12 protein-coding genes are annotated in these 17,714 nt (G+C 66.2%); 10 read left to right on the top strand and 2 right to left on the bottom strand.

Annotated features, from left to right (window positions below):
• Positions 1 to 16: 16 nt before the first annotated feature.
• Entirely contained in the window at positions 17 to 2,773 is a 2,757-nt protein-coding gene (locus DL238_RS06780; protein ID WP_181883851.1) for a glycoside hydrolase family 31 protein, read from the bottom strand.
• A 297-nt stretch (positions 2,774 to 3,070) separates the two neighbouring features.
• Here DL238_RS06780 and DL238_RS06775 point away from each other — a divergent pair, with 297 nt between their 5' ends.
• The 4 genes from DL238_RS06775 (at position 3,071) to DL238_RS06760 (ending at position 8,902) form a co-directional block, all read left to right on the top strand.
• Positions 3,071 to 5,587, top strand: coding sequence for a glycoside hydrolase family 3 protein (locus DL238_RS06775; protein ID WP_234030994.1), 2,517 nt, complete (start codon positions 3,071 to 3,073; stop codon positions 5,585 to 5,587).
• A 27-nt stretch (positions 5,588 to 5,614) separates the two neighbouring features.
• Positions 5,615 to 6,622, top strand: a complete 1,008-nt coding sequence (locus DL238_RS06770) for a cupin-like domain-containing protein (RefSeq protein ID WP_115491566.1) — start codon at positions 5,615 to 5,617, stop codon at positions 6,620 to 6,622.
• Between the two features lie 105 nt (positions 6,623 to 6,727).
• Positions 6,728 to 7,762: a glycoside hydrolase family 5 protein gene (locus tag DL238_RS06765; RefSeq protein WP_115491565.1), complete on the top strand. Its 1,035-nt coding sequence runs from the start codon at positions 6,728 to 6,730 to the stop codon at positions 7,760 to 7,762.
• Positions 7,763 to 7,780: 18 nt separating this feature from the next.
• Positions 7,781 to 8,902, top strand: a complete 1,122-nt coding sequence (locus DL238_RS06760) for a hypothetical protein (RefSeq protein ID WP_115491564.1) — start codon at positions 7,781 to 7,783, stop codon at positions 8,900 to 8,902.
• Positions 8,903 to 8,920: 18 nt separating this feature from the next.
• Here DL238_RS06760 and DL238_RS06755 read toward each other — a convergent pair whose 3' ends face one another.
• Positions 8,921 to 10,543, bottom strand: a complete 1,623-nt coding sequence (locus DL238_RS06755) for a glycoside hydrolase family 43 protein (protein ID WP_181883850.1) — start codon at positions 10,541 to 10,543, stop codon at positions 8,921 to 8,923.
• 125 nt (positions 10,544 to 10,668) lie between these two features.
• Here DL238_RS06755 and DL238_RS06750 point away from each other — a divergent pair, with 125 nt between their 5' ends.
• From DL238_RS06750 to DL238_RS06725, 6 genes are read left to right on the top strand one after another with little or no spacing between them, the layout of a single operon-like run.
• Positions 10,669 to 11,793 carry a fumarylacetoacetate hydrolase family protein gene (locus DL238_RS06750; RefSeq protein WP_115491562.1) on the top strand — a complete coding sequence of 375 codons (1,125 nt, stop codon included), beginning with the start codon at positions 10,669 to 10,671 and terminating at the stop codon, positions 11,791 to 11,793.
• A gap of 40 nt (positions 11,794 to 11,833) precedes the next feature.
• Positions 11,834 to 12,640 carry an SDR family NAD(P)-dependent oxidoreductase gene (locus DL238_RS06745; RefSeq protein WP_234030993.1) on the top strand — a complete coding sequence of 269 codons (807 nt, stop codon included), beginning with the start codon at positions 11,834 to 11,836 and terminating at the stop codon, positions 12,638 to 12,640.
• Positions 12,631 to 13,515: an SMP-30/gluconolactonase/LRE family protein gene (locus DL238_RS06740; protein WP_115491560.1), complete on the top strand. Its 885-nt coding sequence runs from the start codon at positions 12,631 to 12,633 to the stop codon at positions 13,513 to 13,515. The genes DL238_RS06745 and DL238_RS06740 overlap by 10 nt, the downstream gene beginning before the upstream one ends.
• Positions 13,512 to 15,410, top strand: coding sequence for a sialate O-acetylesterase (locus DL238_RS06735; protein ID WP_115491559.1), 1,899 nt, complete (start codon positions 13,512 to 13,514; stop codon positions 15,408 to 15,410). Before DL238_RS06740 ends, DL238_RS06735 begins: the two co-directional genes overlap by 4 nt.
• Positions 15,407 to 16,735, top strand: a complete 1,329-nt coding sequence (locus DL238_RS06730; protein WP_199798037.1) for a glycoside hydrolase 5 family protein — start codon at positions 15,407 to 15,409, stop codon at positions 16,733 to 16,735. Before DL238_RS06735 ends, DL238_RS06730 begins: the two co-directional genes overlap by 4 nt.
• Positions 16,728 to 17,582 carry an aldose 1-epimerase gene (locus DL238_RS06725; RefSeq protein ID WP_181883849.1) on the top strand — a complete coding sequence of 285 codons (855 nt, stop codon included), beginning with the start codon at positions 16,728 to 16,730 and terminating at the stop codon, positions 17,580 to 17,582. Before DL238_RS06730 ends, DL238_RS06725 begins: the two co-directional genes overlap by 8 nt.
• Positions 17,583 to 17,714: the final 132 nt, after the last annotated feature.

The raw sequence follows: 17,714 nt of genomic DNA, 5'->3' as shown, positions 1-17,714 counted from the left end.
CCGCGCTGCGGCCAGCCTAGAAGGCGAGGCTGACGGCCTCGCCTTCGTAGGTGAGCGTGCGGCCTTCTTCTGCCGCGAACACGTCGCCGCCTTCCGCGCCATCGTGCAGCACCACGGTGATGGCACGGCTCCCGGCCATGCCGGGGAAGCTGCCTTCGCGCGCGCCGATCGTCAGCGTGCGCGTGGCATCGTCCCACGCCATCGGGATGCGCGCGTACTCGCCGCGGGTGTAGCCCATGTCGGTGCCCTGGTCCTCGTAGAGCGAGAACGCCCCGTCGGCCCCGACGAAGACATGCACGGTCAGCGGGCCCTGCGGGTTCTCGCCGGTCCACTGCACGTCCGGCCCCATCGGCACGATCGCGCCTGCGCGCACGAACAGCGGCATGCTCTCGCGCGGGGCCGATGCGGTGATCGTCTGCCCGCCCGCCAGCTTCGCGCCGCTGCGCGCATCGTACCAGTCCGCGCCCTGCGGCAGGTACACTTCGCGCTCCCGCGCCTCGAACTCGCTCACCGGGGCGACCAGCAGCGACGGGCCGAACAGGTATTGGTCGTCGATGCCCCAGACTGTGCGATCGCCCTCGAAATCCATCACCAGCGGGCGCATCATCGTGCCATCGTCGTAATGCGTGCCCGCCGCGACCGTGTAGATGTATGGCATCAGGCGATAACGCAGCTTGTGATAGGCGATCAGGCTGGCGCGCATCTCGGGATCGCCCTCGCTGATGATCGGCGTCTCGCGCAGCGGGAATTCGCCGTGGCTGCGGAACAGCGGCGTGAACGCGCCGAACTGGAACCAGCGCAGGTAGAGCTCGCGCCACTCGGGCAGGTGCTCCGGATCCTCGCTCGAATAGCGCTGCTCGACCGAGAAGCCGCCGATGTCGTGCGTCCAGTTGGGCACGCCCGCGAGGCTGAGGTTGAGCCCGGCGCTGATCTGGTCGCGCAGGTCGTCCCACCGCGCGGCGACGTCGCCCGACCACAGGGCGGACGATGTTCGCTGCACGCCGCCGAAGCCGCTGCGGGTCAGGATGAAGGGCCGCGTATCGGGCTGCGCGGCGCGCAGGCCTTCGTACACGCCCTCTGCATGGACCAGCGGGTAGGAATTGAAGATCGCCGCGCCCGGCGTGTCGGTGGCGGCGGAATACATCTGCCGCTTGCGCTCCTCGACCGAGAGGTTGGAATGCCAGTCGGGCTCGGTCGCATCCATCCACCAGGCATCGAAGCCCAGCGGCAGCAGGTCGTCCTTCATCTGCCGCCAGTAGATATCGCGCGCCTCGGCCGGATAGGGATCGTAGAAGGTGTTCGGATAGCCCTTGCCCACCCAGTCCAGCTGGCCCGCCTCCAGCGGCCGTTCGTAAAGGTAGCCCTTCTCGCGCAGCTCCTCGCCGTTCTCGGTCGTCGGATAGAACTTGGGCCAGACCGACAGCATGATGCGGCCGTCGAGGTCATGCACCTCGTCCACCATCGCCTGCGGATCGGGGAAGCGCTCGGGATCGAAAGCGTGGCTGCCCCACGCATCCTCGGGCCAGTAGAACCAGTCCTGCACGATAGTGTCGATCGGGATGTTCTGGTCGCGGTACATCCGCATCACGTCCAGCAGTTCGGCCTGCGTGTTGTAGCGCTGGCGCGACTGCCAGAAGCCATATGCCCAGCGCGGCATCATCGGTGCCTTGCCGGTCAGCCGGCGGTAGCCCGCGATGGCATCGTCCATCGTCGGCGCGGGCACGACGTAGTAATCGATCGCCCTGCCCGCCTCGCTCGCGAAGCTGACCGAGTGGCGATCGGCTTCGGGCAGCGGGTCGGCATGTTCGAGCGCGATGTAGCCCTGGTTAGGCTCCCACTCGATGCGTAATTGCACCGGCTTGCCCTCTTTGAGTGGCAGTTGAAACACGTGGTACCACGGGTTCCAGTTCTGCCGCCACCGGTCGAGCACCAGCTCGCCGTCGGCGTAAACCTTCACGTAACTCGATGAATAGAGGCGGAATTTGTGCGTTCCGCTGGTCTCGGGATCGAACGTGCCTGTCCACACGACGCGCTGCGTCTCGATCGCGTTCCCCTGCGTGTTCTGCCCCGTGGTCGCCGCCTCGACCGCCGCCTTCGCCGCTTCGGGCCAGCGTTCCTGATCGGACAAATACTTGTAATCGATGGTGTTTTCGGTGCGCTCGACCACCATCCGGTCGCCGAGGTAATAGCGCGCATTCCAGCCCAGCCGCAGCTTTTCGTAAGGCTCCGGATCCCCCACCCGGGTGATCGAGGCATTGTCCCACAGGATGCCGTAGCCCTTGGTCGAGACCAGGTAAGGCACTGTAATCGCCATGTTATGCTGGGCGAGCTCCAGGTCCTCGCCATTATAGTTCATCTGGCGGTTCTGGTGCTGGCCGAGGCCGTAAAGCCCCTCGTCGGTGCCGCGGTTGAACTGTACGCGCGTGGAGTACCAGCGCTGCCCTTCCAGCTCGACCGGCTCGATCCGGCGCGCATCCGCATGTTCTTCCAGCAGAATCCTGCCCGCCGCATCGCGCACGATCAGCGCACCGTCGTCGTAGGAGATGGTGGCGGAGCCTTCGGGCGTGCGCAAAACGGCCCGATCGCCCTGCTCCGTCACCTGCGGATCGCCGTCGGGATCGGCGACGACCTGTGCGGTCGCGCGCTCCTCGGGCAGCGTTTCGCCCGCGGTGATGTGCACGGTTCCATCGCCATAGGCCAGCACGCGCACCTTCTGCCCGTCGTCGGTGGTGACCACCATGCCATGCGGTACGGGATCCACTTCGCCCGCCATCGCAGGAACGACGGGTCCCCAAAGCAAAAGCATCGGCACAAAGATAGCGCTACCATTCATAATGCGCGGCATGTTTCGTCTCCCGTGGGCTCGCATCGCGAGAGGGTTTGCCCCTCCTCCAGTGCGCAAGCTTTGAGCATCGGTGTAGGGTCAGGGATCGAATCGGGCAAGCGGCGTCGGTCACGGACACATTGATCGGCATTGCGCGAATTAGCCCTTGCCCCTCTCGCATTTTGCCGGAATGATAACGCTCACATATAAAAATGCGGCTTCGAGCCACACAAGTGAGAGGGCAGAATGATCGACTCGAAAAAAATGGCGAGCGTGCTCGCCGTGGCCGTTGCGGTCTCCGCGTGTTCCACGATGGCGGACAATGGGGCAACCTCACCCATCGGAGCGGTCGCCACCGCTCCCGGTGCGGGCGAGGCCGATCCGTCGATCTGGCCCGAATATGATTACCCGGTGACGGTCCCCGCCGAAGATCGGGCGATGATCGCCGATCTCCTGGCGCGGATGACGCTGGAAGAGAAGATCGGCCAGCTGGTGCAGGCGGACCTGTGCTGCGTCACGCCCGAAGACGTGAAGACCTACAATCTCGGCTCGATCCTCGTCGGCGGCAACAGCGGCCCCAACGGGAACGACCTTGCCCCCGCGCCCGACTGGCTCGCCGCGGCAGACGATTTCTACGAGGAATCGGTCGACAAGACCGACGGCGGCGTCGGCATCCCTATCGTATGGGGGACCGACGCGGTCCACGGCCATTCGAACATCGTCGGCGCGACGCTCTTCCCGCACAATATCGGCCTTGGCGCAGCGCGCGATCCCGAGCTGATCGAGCGGATCGGCGCGGCGACCGCCAAGGAAATCCGCGTCACCGGCCAGGAATGGACCTTCGCGCCCACTGTCGCGGTGCCGCAGGATTTCCGCTGGGGCCGATCCTACGAAGGCTATTCCTCCGATCCCGAACTGGTCGCGTCCTATGTGGGCGCGATGGTGCGAGGGCTGCAGGGGCCACCGAGCAACGACAACCTGCTGGCCGGTCCCTACGTGATCGCCTCGACCAAGCATTTTCTCGCCGATGGCGGCACCGACGGCGGTGTCGACCAGGGCGACAGCTCGATCAGCGAGCAAGCGCTCCGCGACATCCACGGCGCGCCCTACGGTCCCGCAATTGCCGAGGGCGTCTCGACCGTCATGGTCAGCTTCTCCAGCTGGGAGGGCGTCAAGATGACCGGCAACAAGTCGCTCGTCACCGACGTGCTGAAGGACCGGATGGACTTCGGCGGCTTCGTGGTTTCCGACTGGAATGCCCACGGTCAGGTCGCGGGCTGCACCAATGAAAGCTGCCCTCAGGCCCTGATGGCCGGCGTCGACATGTATATGGCGCCCGATACTTGGAAGCCGATCTACGAGGACCTTCTGGACAAGGCGCGCGCCGGATCGATCCCGATGGAGCGGATCGACCAGGCGGTAACCAAGATCCTCGAAGTGAAGGCGCGGCTGGGCCTGTTCGATGCGGGCAAGCCATCGGATCGTGCGCTGTCGGGCGAGTACGACCTGCTCGGCGCGCCCGAACACCGCGCGATCGCGCGCGAAGCGGTGCGCAAGTCGCTGGTCATGCTCAAAAACCAGGGCGTGCTGCCAATCGCACCGGGCGGGCGCCTGCTGGTCGCTGGTGACGGCGCGGACGACATCGCGCGCCAGTCGGGCGGCTGGACGCTCAGCTGGCAGGGCACCGGCCTGTCCAACGACCTGTTCCCGGGTGCGACGTCGATCTACACCGGCCTCAAGAACGCGGTCGAACAGGGTGGCGGCAGCGCCGTCCTCAGCCCCGACGGCAGCTTTACCGAGCGGCCCGATGCGGCGATCGTCGTCTTCGGCGAAACGCCCTATGCCGAATTCCAGGGCGACCGCGATACGCTCGCGCTCGATGCCGATCTGACCGCGCCCTATGCGACGATGGAGCGGCTCAAGGCGCAGGGCATTCCCGTGATTGCGGTGATGATCACCGGCCGCCCGCTCTACGTGAACGATGCCCTCAACGAAGCCGATGCGTTCGTCGTCGCATGGCTGCCCGGTTCGGAAGGCGGCGGTATTGCCGATGTGCTGGTGGGCAAGGCCGACGGTTCGCCGCGTTACGACTTCGCAGGCAAGCTGCCCGCAGCCTGGCCGCGCACGCCCGACATGGCCGACGGGGTGCTGTATCCGTTCGGCTACGGCCTCACCTACACGTCGGCACCCGGCGCGTGGAGCACGCTGCCCGAAGTGGATACCAGTGCTGCGGGCGACGCGCGCGTGTGGTTCACCAACGGCAACCCGGCGGCGAGCTGGTCGCTGCTGGTCGACGGCCGCACCGCGACCGACCAGATCCGCGTCACCACCGTCCCCGCCGAAGCGGCAAACGGCCGCATTCGCGTGACGGCGGAGAACTTCGTGGTGCAGGAAGGCGCACGGCGCTTCGCCGTCGAAAGCGGCGCGGCCGGCGTGACGCTGCGCAATTTCGAGGCGATCGACCTCGACCGCGAAACCAATGCCGACATCCAGCTGCTCTTCACCGCCAAGGTGTGGGATGCGCCCGACAGCGCGACCATCGGCACGGGCACGGCGGATGACGAAACGCAGATTACGATGAATCTGCCCGAAAGCACCGATTGGGTCCGCTACGGCATTCCCCTCAAGTGCTTCCGCCAGAACGGCGCGGACATGACCGCGCTGACCCATCCCTTCGTGCTCAGCACGATGGGCAAGACCGACTACGCCATTGGTGAAGTCCGGCTCGGAACCGATGCTGAGGTCGTACTGCCCTGTTCGTAGGATATTGCCCACGCTAGGGCGGGCGGCATGACTCCGATCGAGGAAATCGTGCCGCCCGACCGCGCAACTTTCGAGCGCGAGGTTCGTCCGCGCTATGCGCCGGTGGTGATCCGTGGGCTGGTGAAGGACTGGCCCCTGGTCGAGGCCGGACAGCGTTCGCCGGAGGAAGCGCTATCGCTCATCGAAGCGCTCGACACCGGGGCGCCGACCGACATCATGCTCACCCCCCCGACCGAGAAGGGGCGGTTCTTCTACAGAGCCGACATGCGCGGCTTCAATTTTCAGCGGCAGCAGGCATCGCTCTCGCAGCTGAGCCGGGAACTGCAGCGGATCGAGCATGAGCCGGCGCCGCCCGGAATGTATGCGGGCGCAGCGCCCGCCGCCTCCCACCTTCCCGGCTTCGAGACGGCGAACCCCTTCCCGCTCGCCGATCATGCGAGCGGAGCGACCACCCGCATCTGGCTGGGCAATGCGACGCAGGTGGCAACCCATTTCGACATGTCGGACAATTTCGCCGTCGTGGCCCTCGGACAGCGTCGTTTTACCCTGTTTCCGCCAGAGGCCACGCCGGACCTCTACGTGGGCCCGCTGGACGTAACCCCCGCCGGGCAGCCGGTGAGCATGGTCGACCCGCTGGCACCGGACCTCGCGCGTTACCCCCGATACGAGAATGCGCGCGAGCTTGCGCAGACGGCCGAGCTCGAACCCGGCGACGCGATCTACATCCCCACGCTCTGGTGGCATCACGTCCAGGCGAGCGCGCCGATCAACATTCTCCTCAACTATTGGCACAATGATGCCGCCCATGGCGGCGGGTTCCTCGCGCTCGTCCATGCGATCATGGCGATCCGCGACCAGCCGCCGGCCCAGCGTGCGGCCTGGCGCGCATGGTTCGACCATTTCGTGTTCGGCCCGGAGGCGGAACGCGCAGCCGACCATCTGCCCCCTCCCGCACGAACGGTCACCGGCCCGCCCTCGCCCGAGCGGGACGAGAGGATCCGCCGCTTCGTGATCGCTGTGCTCGGCGGTCGCTGAACCCATACCGGCTCTACTGCGCCCGCCGGGTCTTTACGACATCGCGATCCCTATGATAGCGCTACCGAAAAGCTGGCCGATGTAAGCCGGCAGGGGAGAGACCGGATGAGGATACCCACGAGCCTGGGCGCGTGCGCGCTGGCGATTGCTGCATGCGGCGCGGTTGCGCAGGACACCGTTCCCGACGATCCACTCGCATCGGCTGCCGCCCTTCCGGTCGGCACCTGCATCAACATGGGCAACATGCTCGAACCCGAGCAGGAAGGCCAATGGGGCGGCGCCAAGATCGTCGCGGAGGACTTTACGCGGATCAAGGCTGCCGGGTTCGAAACCGTCCGCATTCCCGTCCGCTGGCACAACAAGACGCTGCAGGACGCGCCCTGGACCGTCGACCCTGCGTGGATGGACCGGGTCCAGGCCGTAGTCGACCAGGCCCTCGCGGCCGATCTCAACGTCATTCTCAACAGCCACCATTTCGACCCGATCCACGATGATCCGCTCGCGGTGGCCGAATGGCACGGCGCCGTGTGGGCGCAGATCGCCGATCGGTTCGAAGGCTACCCCGAAGATACGCTGTGGTTCGAGCTCGAGAACGAGCCGCACAAGAATTTCGACCATTCCAACCTGCTCGAGACGCTCACTCCCGCACTCGAAGCCGTGCGCGAGACGCATCCTACCCGCGCGGTGATCATCGGCGGCGAGAACTGGAGCGGGATCGATTCGCTCGCCAGCCTGCCGCTGCCCGACGATCCCAACATCCACCCGACCTTCCACTATTACGATCCCTTCGCCTTCACCCATCAGGGGGCGGAATGGACCCAGCCCGACATGCCGCCGCCCGGCCGCAGCTTCCCCGTCGCCGGGGACCGCGCACAGCTCGCGAAGGATGTCGAGAAGGTGCGCGCCTATATCGAACGCACGGGCAAGACGCCCTTCATGGGTGAGACCGGCGCCTACGACAAATACGTCGCGACGCCCGAACGCGCCGCCTACCACCGTGCGGTGCGCGAGGCTTTCGAGCCGACGGGCATCGGGATGTGCGTGTGGGCCTATGCCAACACCTATCCCTTCTGGGATCGCGCAAGCGGGCAATGGCTGTCCGGAATGCGCGCCGCCCTGGGCCTGACCGAAGACAACTGACAGCGCGAGGATCCTGACATGCTAGGCCGCACCATCACCATCGCCCTTTCGACGAGCGCGCTCCTGCTCGCCGCGCCGCAGGTCCTCGCGCAGGGCCTGCCGCCCGAACTGGAAGCCTTCAGCGAACAGCTTCCCGGCAGCCTGATCAACGATCCGCGCGATCTCGTCTGGCAGACCGAAGGCGCCGCGCTCGACGTCGAAGGCGTGCAGGACGAGACGATTCCTGGAGGCGGCGCCGCGCGCCGTTACGAGGTGAGCAGCAAGGGGCCCGACCTTTGGTCCAGCCAGACCTATGTTCCGCTACTCGAAGGGATCGCGCGCGGAGACACGGTGACGATCGGCTTCCATGCCCGGACCGTCTCTGCCGACACCGCCGACGGGAAAGGTGTGATCGCGGTGCGCGTGCAGGAAAACGGCCCGCCCTATGGTGGCTTCGCGGACGATACCATCTCGGTCGGTTCGGACTGGGAATGGTACGAGGTCAGCGGCACCGCCAACGCAGCTTACGCGAGCGACGAGGCGCGCGTGGTCTTCCAGCTCGGCGGGGCGAAGCAGACGGTCGAGATCGGCCAGACCATCGTGGTCACCGGTGCGTCTTCTATCCTCGGTGCGCCCAAACCCGACCAGCCCGAACCGGTGGAGACCGAAGAACCGTTGATCCCCGATCCGCTCACCGATGCAGGCACGCTCCTGAACCGCCCCGATCTGCGCAACTGGACGCGGGGCGCGACGGTCGGCACGATCGAGGATCGCGAGGATTCCTCCATCTGGCTGGGCAAGGCGACGCGCTATTCGCTCGACGCGCCCGGCGAGAACGACTGGGACCTTGTCGCAGGGATTCCGATCCAGGAGCCGATTGCCGAGGGTGACAAGCTGCTCATCGCGATCGCCGCCAAGACGGTCAGCGCGCAGACCGCCGACGGCAAGGGGTTGGTCGCGATGCGCATCCAGGACCGGACCCCGCCCTACGATGGATTCGCGCAGAACCTGTTCACCGTCGGCGAGAACTGGCAGCTGATCCGGATCAACACCACAGCGCCGCGCGATCTGCCTGCCGGGTCCGCCGAGCTGGCGCTGCACTTCGCCGCCGAAGCACAGGCGATCGATATCGGCCCGGTCTATATCTTCCGGGCCGAGTGATCACCCCGCCCGGCAGGCCTAGTCGCCCGCCACTGCATAGGGGCCGACCACCAGCCCGGTGAACAGCCCGGCATGGATCGATGACAAGGGCTCGACGTCGATCGCAGGAGATTGCGTCCATTCGCCATCCTCGCCTTCGCGCCATGCGGCGACGGCGCTGCCACCTTCGAAGCTCAGCCGCAGTTGGGCGCTCGCGTCGTTCCACGCAGCGCGGTGGACGACTTCGCCCCGCTCCGCGTCGTCCGGGTCCTTGCGCAGGCGGACTACGATCTCGCGCGCGGCCTCGCCCTGTTCGATGCCCACCGTCAGGAAATGCCCCTCGTCCATGAAGGCGAGCAGCCCTGCGTAATCCCCCTCGTCCCCGCGGGTCATGTTCACCGCGGTGGTGAATGCCGCGTCGTGATGGCGCATCCGGCGTCCGATGAAAGCGAACCTGTCGAGACTGCCCGCCGGCACGGCGCCGGGCCGCAGCAGGATTTCGCCGCGGTCGAGATCGTGCAGGATACGCGATTCCTCTCCCGGAGTGCGCATCGTGAGCCATTCGGGCGAGAGTGCGGGCGCGTCGAAACCGTCGCGCCAGGCTGTCCATTCTGCGCCCGTAGCGGCGGCCAGATCGGGCTTTTCGACCACCGGCGGCACCGCTTCCCCGGGCTCGAGGAACAGCGGCCAGCCATCCTTCCAGCGGACCGGCAGAAGGAAGGTCTCGCGCCCCAGCAATGTCGATTGCCCGGCGAAGGGTCGCGTGGCGAGGAATAGGCCCCACCAGCTGCCGTCGTCGAGCTGGACGATATCGGCGTGCCCGGTCGCCTCCACCCGGTCCGGCCGGTCGGGCGAAAGATCGCGCTGGGTCAGGATCGGGTTGATCGGCCCCGGCACGTAGGGCCCGTCGACATTGCGCGAACGCCAGATGGTCTGCGAATGCTGGTCCGCCGTGCCGCCTTCGGCGGTGAGCAGATAATACCAGCCGTCGATCTTGTAGATATGCGGCCCTTCGGCCCAGATCGGATTGGTCGACGGGTCGACGCCGCCATCCACCAGCAGCGTGCGCTCGGGCAAGACCTGCATGGTTTCCTGATCGAACTCCTGCAGCCAGAGCGCGCGGTGGCCTTCATACTTCGGCTCTCCCGGCGGCGCGTCGTTGTAGACAATCCAGGCCCGCTCGCCTTCGAAATAGAGCGATGGGTCGATCCCGCCGAACTCCAGCCACTTGGGATCGCTCCACGGCCCTTCGGGGCGATCCGCAGTAATGACGAAATTGTCGCCGCATTCGATGCAGGTATTCACGATCCAGAATTTGCCGTCGTGATGCGTGATCGCGGGCGCAAACAGGCCGCGATTGGTCCCCAGCCCGGAGAAATCGAGCTGGTCCGATCGGTTGATCGCATTGCCGATCAGCGTCCAGTCCACCAGATCGCGGCTGTGCAGGATCGGCAGGCCCGGAAACCAGCTGAAGGTCGAATTGACCGCATAGAAATCGTCGCCCACTTTCACGATCGAGGGATCGGGATGGAACCCGGGCAGGACCGGATTACGGTAATAGCCCTCGGGCGCCGGCGGCGTGTTGTCGCGTCCCTCGTACTCCACGAAGTCGAAGGTCGCTTCCGGCTGGGCAAGTGCCGGATGACCCAGAACGAGCGCCATAGGGAGCAGGACTCCCCCAATTCGGTATGCCATCGAAGTCTCTCCCAACGCTTTTTGTTATGCCTTGCTCTCGCAAGGTCGCATCCATATGGTAGCGCTCACACTCGGGAGGGCAAGAGCCACATATGGCCGAAAATCTGGTTTCCATTCTGCCAGCGGATTACACGAGCGGACGCTTCATCGGGCGCGCAATGGCGCCGGAAGGACCCGTGGTCATCGCGATCCACGAAGGCATGCTTTACGATCTGACCAGCTCCGTCGCGAGCGTTTCCGGCGCTCTTGCACGGAAGGCCTGGACTGGCGGCGAGAAGCTGGGGCGGGTCACCGACGGTCTTCCCGAAGGCTGGAGCCTGCTCAGCCCGATCGACCTCCAGTGCATCAAGGCCAGCGGCGTTACCTTCGCGGTGTCGGCAATCGAGCGGGTGATAGAGGAACGTGCGCGCGGCGACGCGCAGAAGGCGAAGGATATTCGCGCGCAGCTGGAAGAGAAGGTCGGCGCCGGAATCCGCGCAGTTGTTCCCGGCAGCGCGGAAGCCGAACAGCTCAAGCAGGCCCTGCTCGAAGAGGGCATGTGGTCGCAATATCTCGAAGTGGCGATCGGCCCGGATGCGGAAATCTTCTCCAAATCCCCGGTCCTCTCTTCGGTTGGGCACGGCGAACCCATCGGCATCCGTTCGGATTCGAGCTGGAACAATCCGGAACCCGAGGTGGTGCTCGTGTGCGACGCGCACGGCGAAATCCTGGGCGCGACGCTTGGCAACGACGTCAATCTGCGCGATTTCGAAGGCCGTTCCGCGCTGCTGCTGTCCAAGGCGAAGGACAACACCGCCTCCTGCGCGATCGGGCCGTTTATCCGTCTGTTCGACGATGGCTTCACGCTCGACGACGTGCGCAAGGCCGACGTGGAACTGGAGATCGAAGGGCCGGACGGATATCGCCTCGAAGGCCGAAACGAGATGGCGCAGATCAGCCGCGATCCGGCCGATCTGGTTGCGCAGTGCCTGTCGGAGCATCATTATCCCGATGGCTTCGTGCTGTTTTGCGGAACGCTGTTCGCGCCGACCGACGATCGTGAAGAGGCAGGCGCCGGGTTTACCCACAAGATCGGCGATGTGGTCACCATCCGGTCGGAACGGATCGGGAGCCTCGTAAATACTGTTATGACTTCGCGCGATGCCCCGGCCTGGACGACCGGCATCGGCGAATGGGTACGAAATCTGAACGCGCGCGGGTTGGTCGACAGGCTTTGACCGGCGCCCGATCTACTTGGAATTAAAGAGAAAAATGCAAATGGGTGAGGAATTTAACCGCATGGCGGAGGGTGAGCTGGCCCCGACTTCGGGATCGGCCGTCTATCCGAGCTTGTCCGGCAAGCGGGTGATCGTCAGTGGCGGCGGGTCCGGCATCGGCGAGGCGATCGTAGAGGGATTTGCACGGCAGGGCGCGCGCGTCGCTTTCGTGGATGTGCAGACGGATACCAGCGAAGCGCTGGTCGAACGGCTGGCGGATGCACCGGCACAGCCGATCTTCCACCATTGCGACATTACCGACACCGCCGACTACGGCGCCAAGATCCACTCGATCATCGATAGGTTCGGTGGATGCGACGTGCTGATCAACAACGCCGCCAGCGACGACCGGCACAAGGTGGCCGATGTGACCCCGGAATTCTGGGACGACCGGATGGCGGTCAACCTCAAGCATCAGTTCTTCGCCGCGCAGGCGGTCACTCCCGCGATGCAGCAGGCGGGCGGTGGCAGCATCGTCAACCTGGGATCGATCAGCTGGCATCTGGGGCTGGAGAACCTGACACTCTACGAGACCGCAAAGGCTGCCATCGAAGGCCTGACGCGGAGCCTCGCGCGGGAGCTGGGGCCCGACAACATCCGCGTGAACACGATCATTCCGGGCAATGTGCAGACTCCGCGTCAGATGAAATGGTACACGCCCGAAGGCGAGGCGGAGATCGTGGCGGCGCAGTGTCTGAAGGGCCGTATCCAGCCGGCCGACATCGCGGCGATGGCATTGTTCCTCGCATCGGACGACGCGCGCTTCTGCACCGCGCATAATTACTGGGTGGATGCCGGATGGAGATAAAGGCCGAAGTTCGCAGCGTCCTCGACGCCCAGAGCAAGCTCGGCGAGGGCGTGCTGTGGGATGCCGGACGACAGATCGTATGGTTCGTCGATATCAAGCGGCACCGCCTGTGGCACTACGATCCCGACACGGGGAGCAATTCCTTCGCCGAGGCGCCCGACCAGATCGGCTGGGCGCTGCCTGCAGAAGGGGGGGGGCTGCTGTGCGGCCTGAAGGATGGGCTCTACACCTTTGATCCCGAGCAAAAGGCGTTTGCGAAGTTGATGGCGGTTCCGGGAGAACCTGCGGGCAACCGGCTCAACGATGCCTGCACCGATCCCTGGGGGCGCGTCTGGTTCGGATCGATGGACGATAGCGAAGGCAGCGCCTCGGGCCGTTTCTACGTCTTCGACCGCGGCGATATCAGGCCTGCGGGTCCTTCCGGCATCACCATCACCAACGGCCCGGCGGTGAGTGCCGCAGGCGACCGTATCTACTTCACCGACACCGGATCGCAGAAGATGATGGTCGCGGACCTGTCGGCCGATGGCGTCGGCGATGCGCGGCCCTTCGCCGATACCGGGGCGCTGTTCCCCGATGCCTACCCCGACGGCCCAGTGGTCGATGCCGAGGATCACGTGTGGACCGGACTTTACCTGGGCAGCCGCGTGGCACGCTTCTCGCCCGATGGCGAACTGGTGGCGACGATCGCGATGCCTGCGCGCGACATCACCAAGATGGCCTTCGGCGGGACCGATTTCGGCACCGGCTACGTCACCACCGCTACCAAGAACATGGAGCCTGCCGACATGGAGGAATATCCCCTCGCCGGGAGCCTGTTCGCGTTCGATGCGCCGGTGAAAGGTTTTGCGCAGCCGCTGGCGAAGCTGGGATGAAATACGCGTTCGGCTTGGCGGCACTGATCGTTGCCGGGTCCGCCTCGGCCGCACCCACTCTCGGTCCGGCTTACGGCGAAGGCATGGTGCTCCAGCGCGGCGAGCCCATCCTCGTCGCAGGGACCGCGACGCCGGAGGGCACGGTCACCGGATCGCTCGGCGGCGATCAGGTGAGCGCGAAGGCGGATCGCGAGGGCGCTTTCACTCTGAGCTTCCCGGCGCGGAAAGCGAGCGAGACACCGATCAGCTTGTCGCTGCGCGATGCGAGCGGCGAGACGAAGGTCGACAACCTCCTGATTGGCGACGTCTACCTGTGTTCGGGCCAGTCGAACATGGAACTGCCGGTGACTCGCGCGCTCAATACCTTCACCGAGCTGCGGCTGGCACCGGACGATGGCATTCGCCTGTTCAAGGTCGCGCAGACGACTGCCCCGGTACCGCAGGACACTCTCAGTGAACCGGGCGCCTGGCAGCCCGCGACGCGCGAGAGCGTGGAGGAATTTTCCGCGGCCTGCTTCTTCATGGGCAAGCAGCTGCGCGCGGATCATCCGGACGTGCCGCTGGGCCTGATCCACTCGAACTGGGGCGGCAGCGCCGCCAGCGCATGGCTGACGCCCGAGAGCGTGCGCGTGCTCTACGGCGAGGACACGCTGGAACAGCTTCGGGTGTACGAACGCGATCCGCTGGCCGCGGCGCAGGCCTTCGTTCCCCAGTGGTACGACTGGTGGCGCGCCAACGACAACGGCCGCGAGCCGTGGACCGACAGTTCGATGCTTGACTGGCAGCCGATCCCCCAGTTCTCGTTCTGGAACGACTGGGAAGGCACCGGGCTCGACGAGAACCCGCGCGCCAATGTCTGGCTGCGGCAGACCTTCACGCTAACTGCCGAGCAGGCAAGCGGCGAAGGCGCGCTTTCGATTGGCGCGATCGACGATCTCGACCTCACCTGGGTCAATGGCAATCCGGTCGGCTACACATTCGGCTGGGCCGTCGAGCGCACCTATCGCGTGCCCGCCCAGTACCTGCGCGAAGGCGAAAACGAAGTCCTGATCGCCGCCAACAACATGTGGGACACCGGAGGCTTCTTTGCGGGGCCGGAGCGGCTGTTCTTCACCACGCACGGCGGCAGCACGATCCCGCTCGGCGCCGACTGGGAATATTCCATCGGTACGGTCGAAGGCGTCCCGCCGCGTGCGCCGTGGGATGCCAATGCGGGCTTGGGCGTCATGCACAATGCGATGATCGCCCCGCTCGGCCCGATGCGTCTGGCAGGTGTGGCGTGGTACCAGGGCGAGGCCGACGTGGGCCAGCCGGACTACGACGTGAAGCTGCGTGAACTGTTTGCGGGCTGGCGGCGACAGTTCGGCCCGCAAACGCGCATGCTGGTCGTCCAGCTTGCCGATTACGGCCAGCGGCACAGCGAACCGACCGAGTCCGCCTGGGCGCAGGTGCGGCAGGACCAGCTCGACGGGGTGGCGGCGGACGGGAACGCCGCGCTTGTAACCGCGATCGACATTGGCGAGCCGACCGATATCCACCCGGCGAACAAGAACGATCTGGGCAAGCGGCTGGCCGCCGCGGCGCAAGGCACGCCGATGCCGATGCCTGCCGGTGCGACCCGCGAGGGCGACCGGATCGTGGTTCGCTTCGAAGGCGTCGAAGGTGACTTGCGCGCATTCGGCGGAGCGGCTCCGCTGGGTATCGAGGCGTGTTCCCCTGACGGCACCTGCCGCTGGGCCGATGCGCGGATCGAGGGCGCCACTGTGGCGATCCCGGTCGAGAGCGGCCGAACCGTCGCGCGCGTCCGTCACGCGTGGTCCGATGCGCCGATCGTCAATCTGTACGATGCGCGTGGCCTGCCCATCCCCGGCTTCGAGCTGGAAGTGTCTCCGTGACATTCGATCGCCGCAGCGTCCTTGTCCAGGGTGCGGCGCTGGCAGCCATGGTCTCGCTCACCGGCTGCGTGACACCAAACGCGAGCGCACCGGCTTTCGTGCGCCGCGAGGACACGGGATTCAGCCGGGGTGACCTGCCCTACCGGATCGTGGGCGCGAACATGTGGTACGCCGCCTGGCTTGGCGCCGATGCGCCCTATGGCAACCGCGCGCGGCTGGTGCGCGAGTTCGACCGGTTGCAGCGAATCGGCGTCAACAACCTGCGGATCATGGCCTCGGGCGAGGAAGGACCGCTCAACAATTCAATCAAGCCCGGCTTCACTGGGCCCAACGGCACGCCCAACGCCGTGCTGTTCGAGGGTCTCGACTTCGCGATGGCCGAGATCGCAAGGCGCGGGATGACCGCAGTGCTGGTCCTCTCCAACTTCTGGGAATGGTCCGGAGGGCTGCAGACGCTGCTGTGGCGCGCGACGGGCGAGTATATGGACATGGGCGACCCCGCCCATCCCTGGCCCGCCTTCGCCAATTCGACCGCGCAGTTCTATTCCAATCCGCAGGCGCGTAAGCTTTACAATGCGCATCTCGATCGCGTCGTGGGCCGCACCAATTCCATCACCGGGCGGCGCTATGCGGACGACCCCGCGTTGTTCTCGTGGCAGCTCGCCAACGAGCCGCGGCCGGGCGGCAGCGATGCTGCGATCGCGCGCAATGCCGATGCTTATGTCGAATGGATCGACGCGACTGCGGCACGCATCCGCAAGCTCGCTCCCCGTCAGATGGTCAGCCTCGGTCAGGAAGGCACCCACGCCGCCAACGGGCAGGAAGCGGTGGTGCTGCGCGCGCATCGCACCATGGACTACCTCACCGCGCATATCTGGCCGCTGGTCTGGGGCTGGGCCAAGGGCGACGATCTCGCGGGCACCTGGCCCACGGTCGAGGCGAACACCCGCGCCTATATCGCTGCGCACGAGCGGCTGGCGCGCGAGGCCGGCAAGCCGCTGCTGATCGAGGAGTTCGGCTTCCCGCGCGACGGCGAAGCCTCCGCGCCTTCGGCCACCACTGAGTTCCGCCAGCGCTTCTACCGCGAGATCTATGACGCGGTTGAGCGCGGCTGGGCGAGCGGCGGCCCGACGCAGGGCAGTAACTTCTGGGCCTGGAACGGGGAGGCGCGCGCCGCGCACTCCGATGCCCGTTTCCGCGACGGCGACCTCCAGTATATGGGCGATCCGCCGCACGAACCGCAGGGCTGGTTCGGCAATTTCGACACCGATGCGGAGATGCTCGCGCTGATCCGTGACCATGCGGAGACCGGCGGGCTTGCCTGACATCGTGCTGGCGGCTGGTGCGTGGGAGGCGCGCCTGCGCCCCGGCGTGGGCGGCTGCCTGTCCGCGCTGACACTCGGCGACACACCGGTCCTGCGAACCATGGCCGACAGGGCCGACCATCCGTTGCAATCGGCCTGCTTCCCGCTCGTCCCCTACTGCAACCGCATCGCTCACGGCTGCTTCCGCTTCGGCGGGCGCGAGGTGGCGCTCGATCCCAACCTCGGCGACCACCCGCATCCGCTCCACGGCACGGGCTGGCTCCGCGAATGGCGCGTCATCCGGCACGATGAGACCAGCGCGCTGCTGGAGGACGACTACCCCGGTGGCGCGGACTGGCCCTGGCCCTATCGCGCGCACCAGCACATTGCGCTCGACAAGGCTGGGTGCACCATTCGCCTGATCGTCGAGAACCGGGCTGACGAACCCGCCCCGCTCGGCTCCGGCCTGCATCCCTACTTCCGCCGCGCGCCCGATAGCCGCATCGCCTTCGACGCTCACCAGATGCTCGGCATCGATGGTGACGCTCTTGCCGATGGCACCGGGCATCCTGCCGACAGCCTAGCGCCATGGAGCGAGGGAAGCGCCCTGCCCGACACGCTGGTCGATCACTGCTTCACCGGGTGGAGCGGTGCGGCCACCGTCACCGATACCCACGGCACCATCCGTCTGCGCGGCTTCGGCGCTCCACACGTTCACATCTTCGCGCCACCCGGCGGCGAGGAGCTTTGCATCGAGCCGGTGAGCCACCCGCCCGATGCGCTCAACCAGTCGCCCGAGGCGATGCCCATCGTGCAGCCCGGCTGCGCGGTGGGTATCGCGCTGCGGATCGAGGCCGATCAAGGCTGACGAGCATTCTGACACACCGACAGGGGTATTTTACGAAAACTCTGCTCGCCCCCGGGAGCCTGCAAATCCTCGCCATTGCCCTCATCGGCGCGCTCGCGGGTGTCACCTTCCATTCGGGCGCGCGGTCCGCCT

It is taken from the genome of Alteriqipengyuania lutimaris, from assembly GCF_003363135.1.
Lineage (GTDB): Bacteria > Pseudomonadota > Alphaproteobacteria > Sphingomonadales > Sphingomonadaceae > Alteriqipengyuania > Alteriqipengyuania lutimaris.
This window is presented reverse-complemented; position numbering and strand designations above follow the sequence as displayed.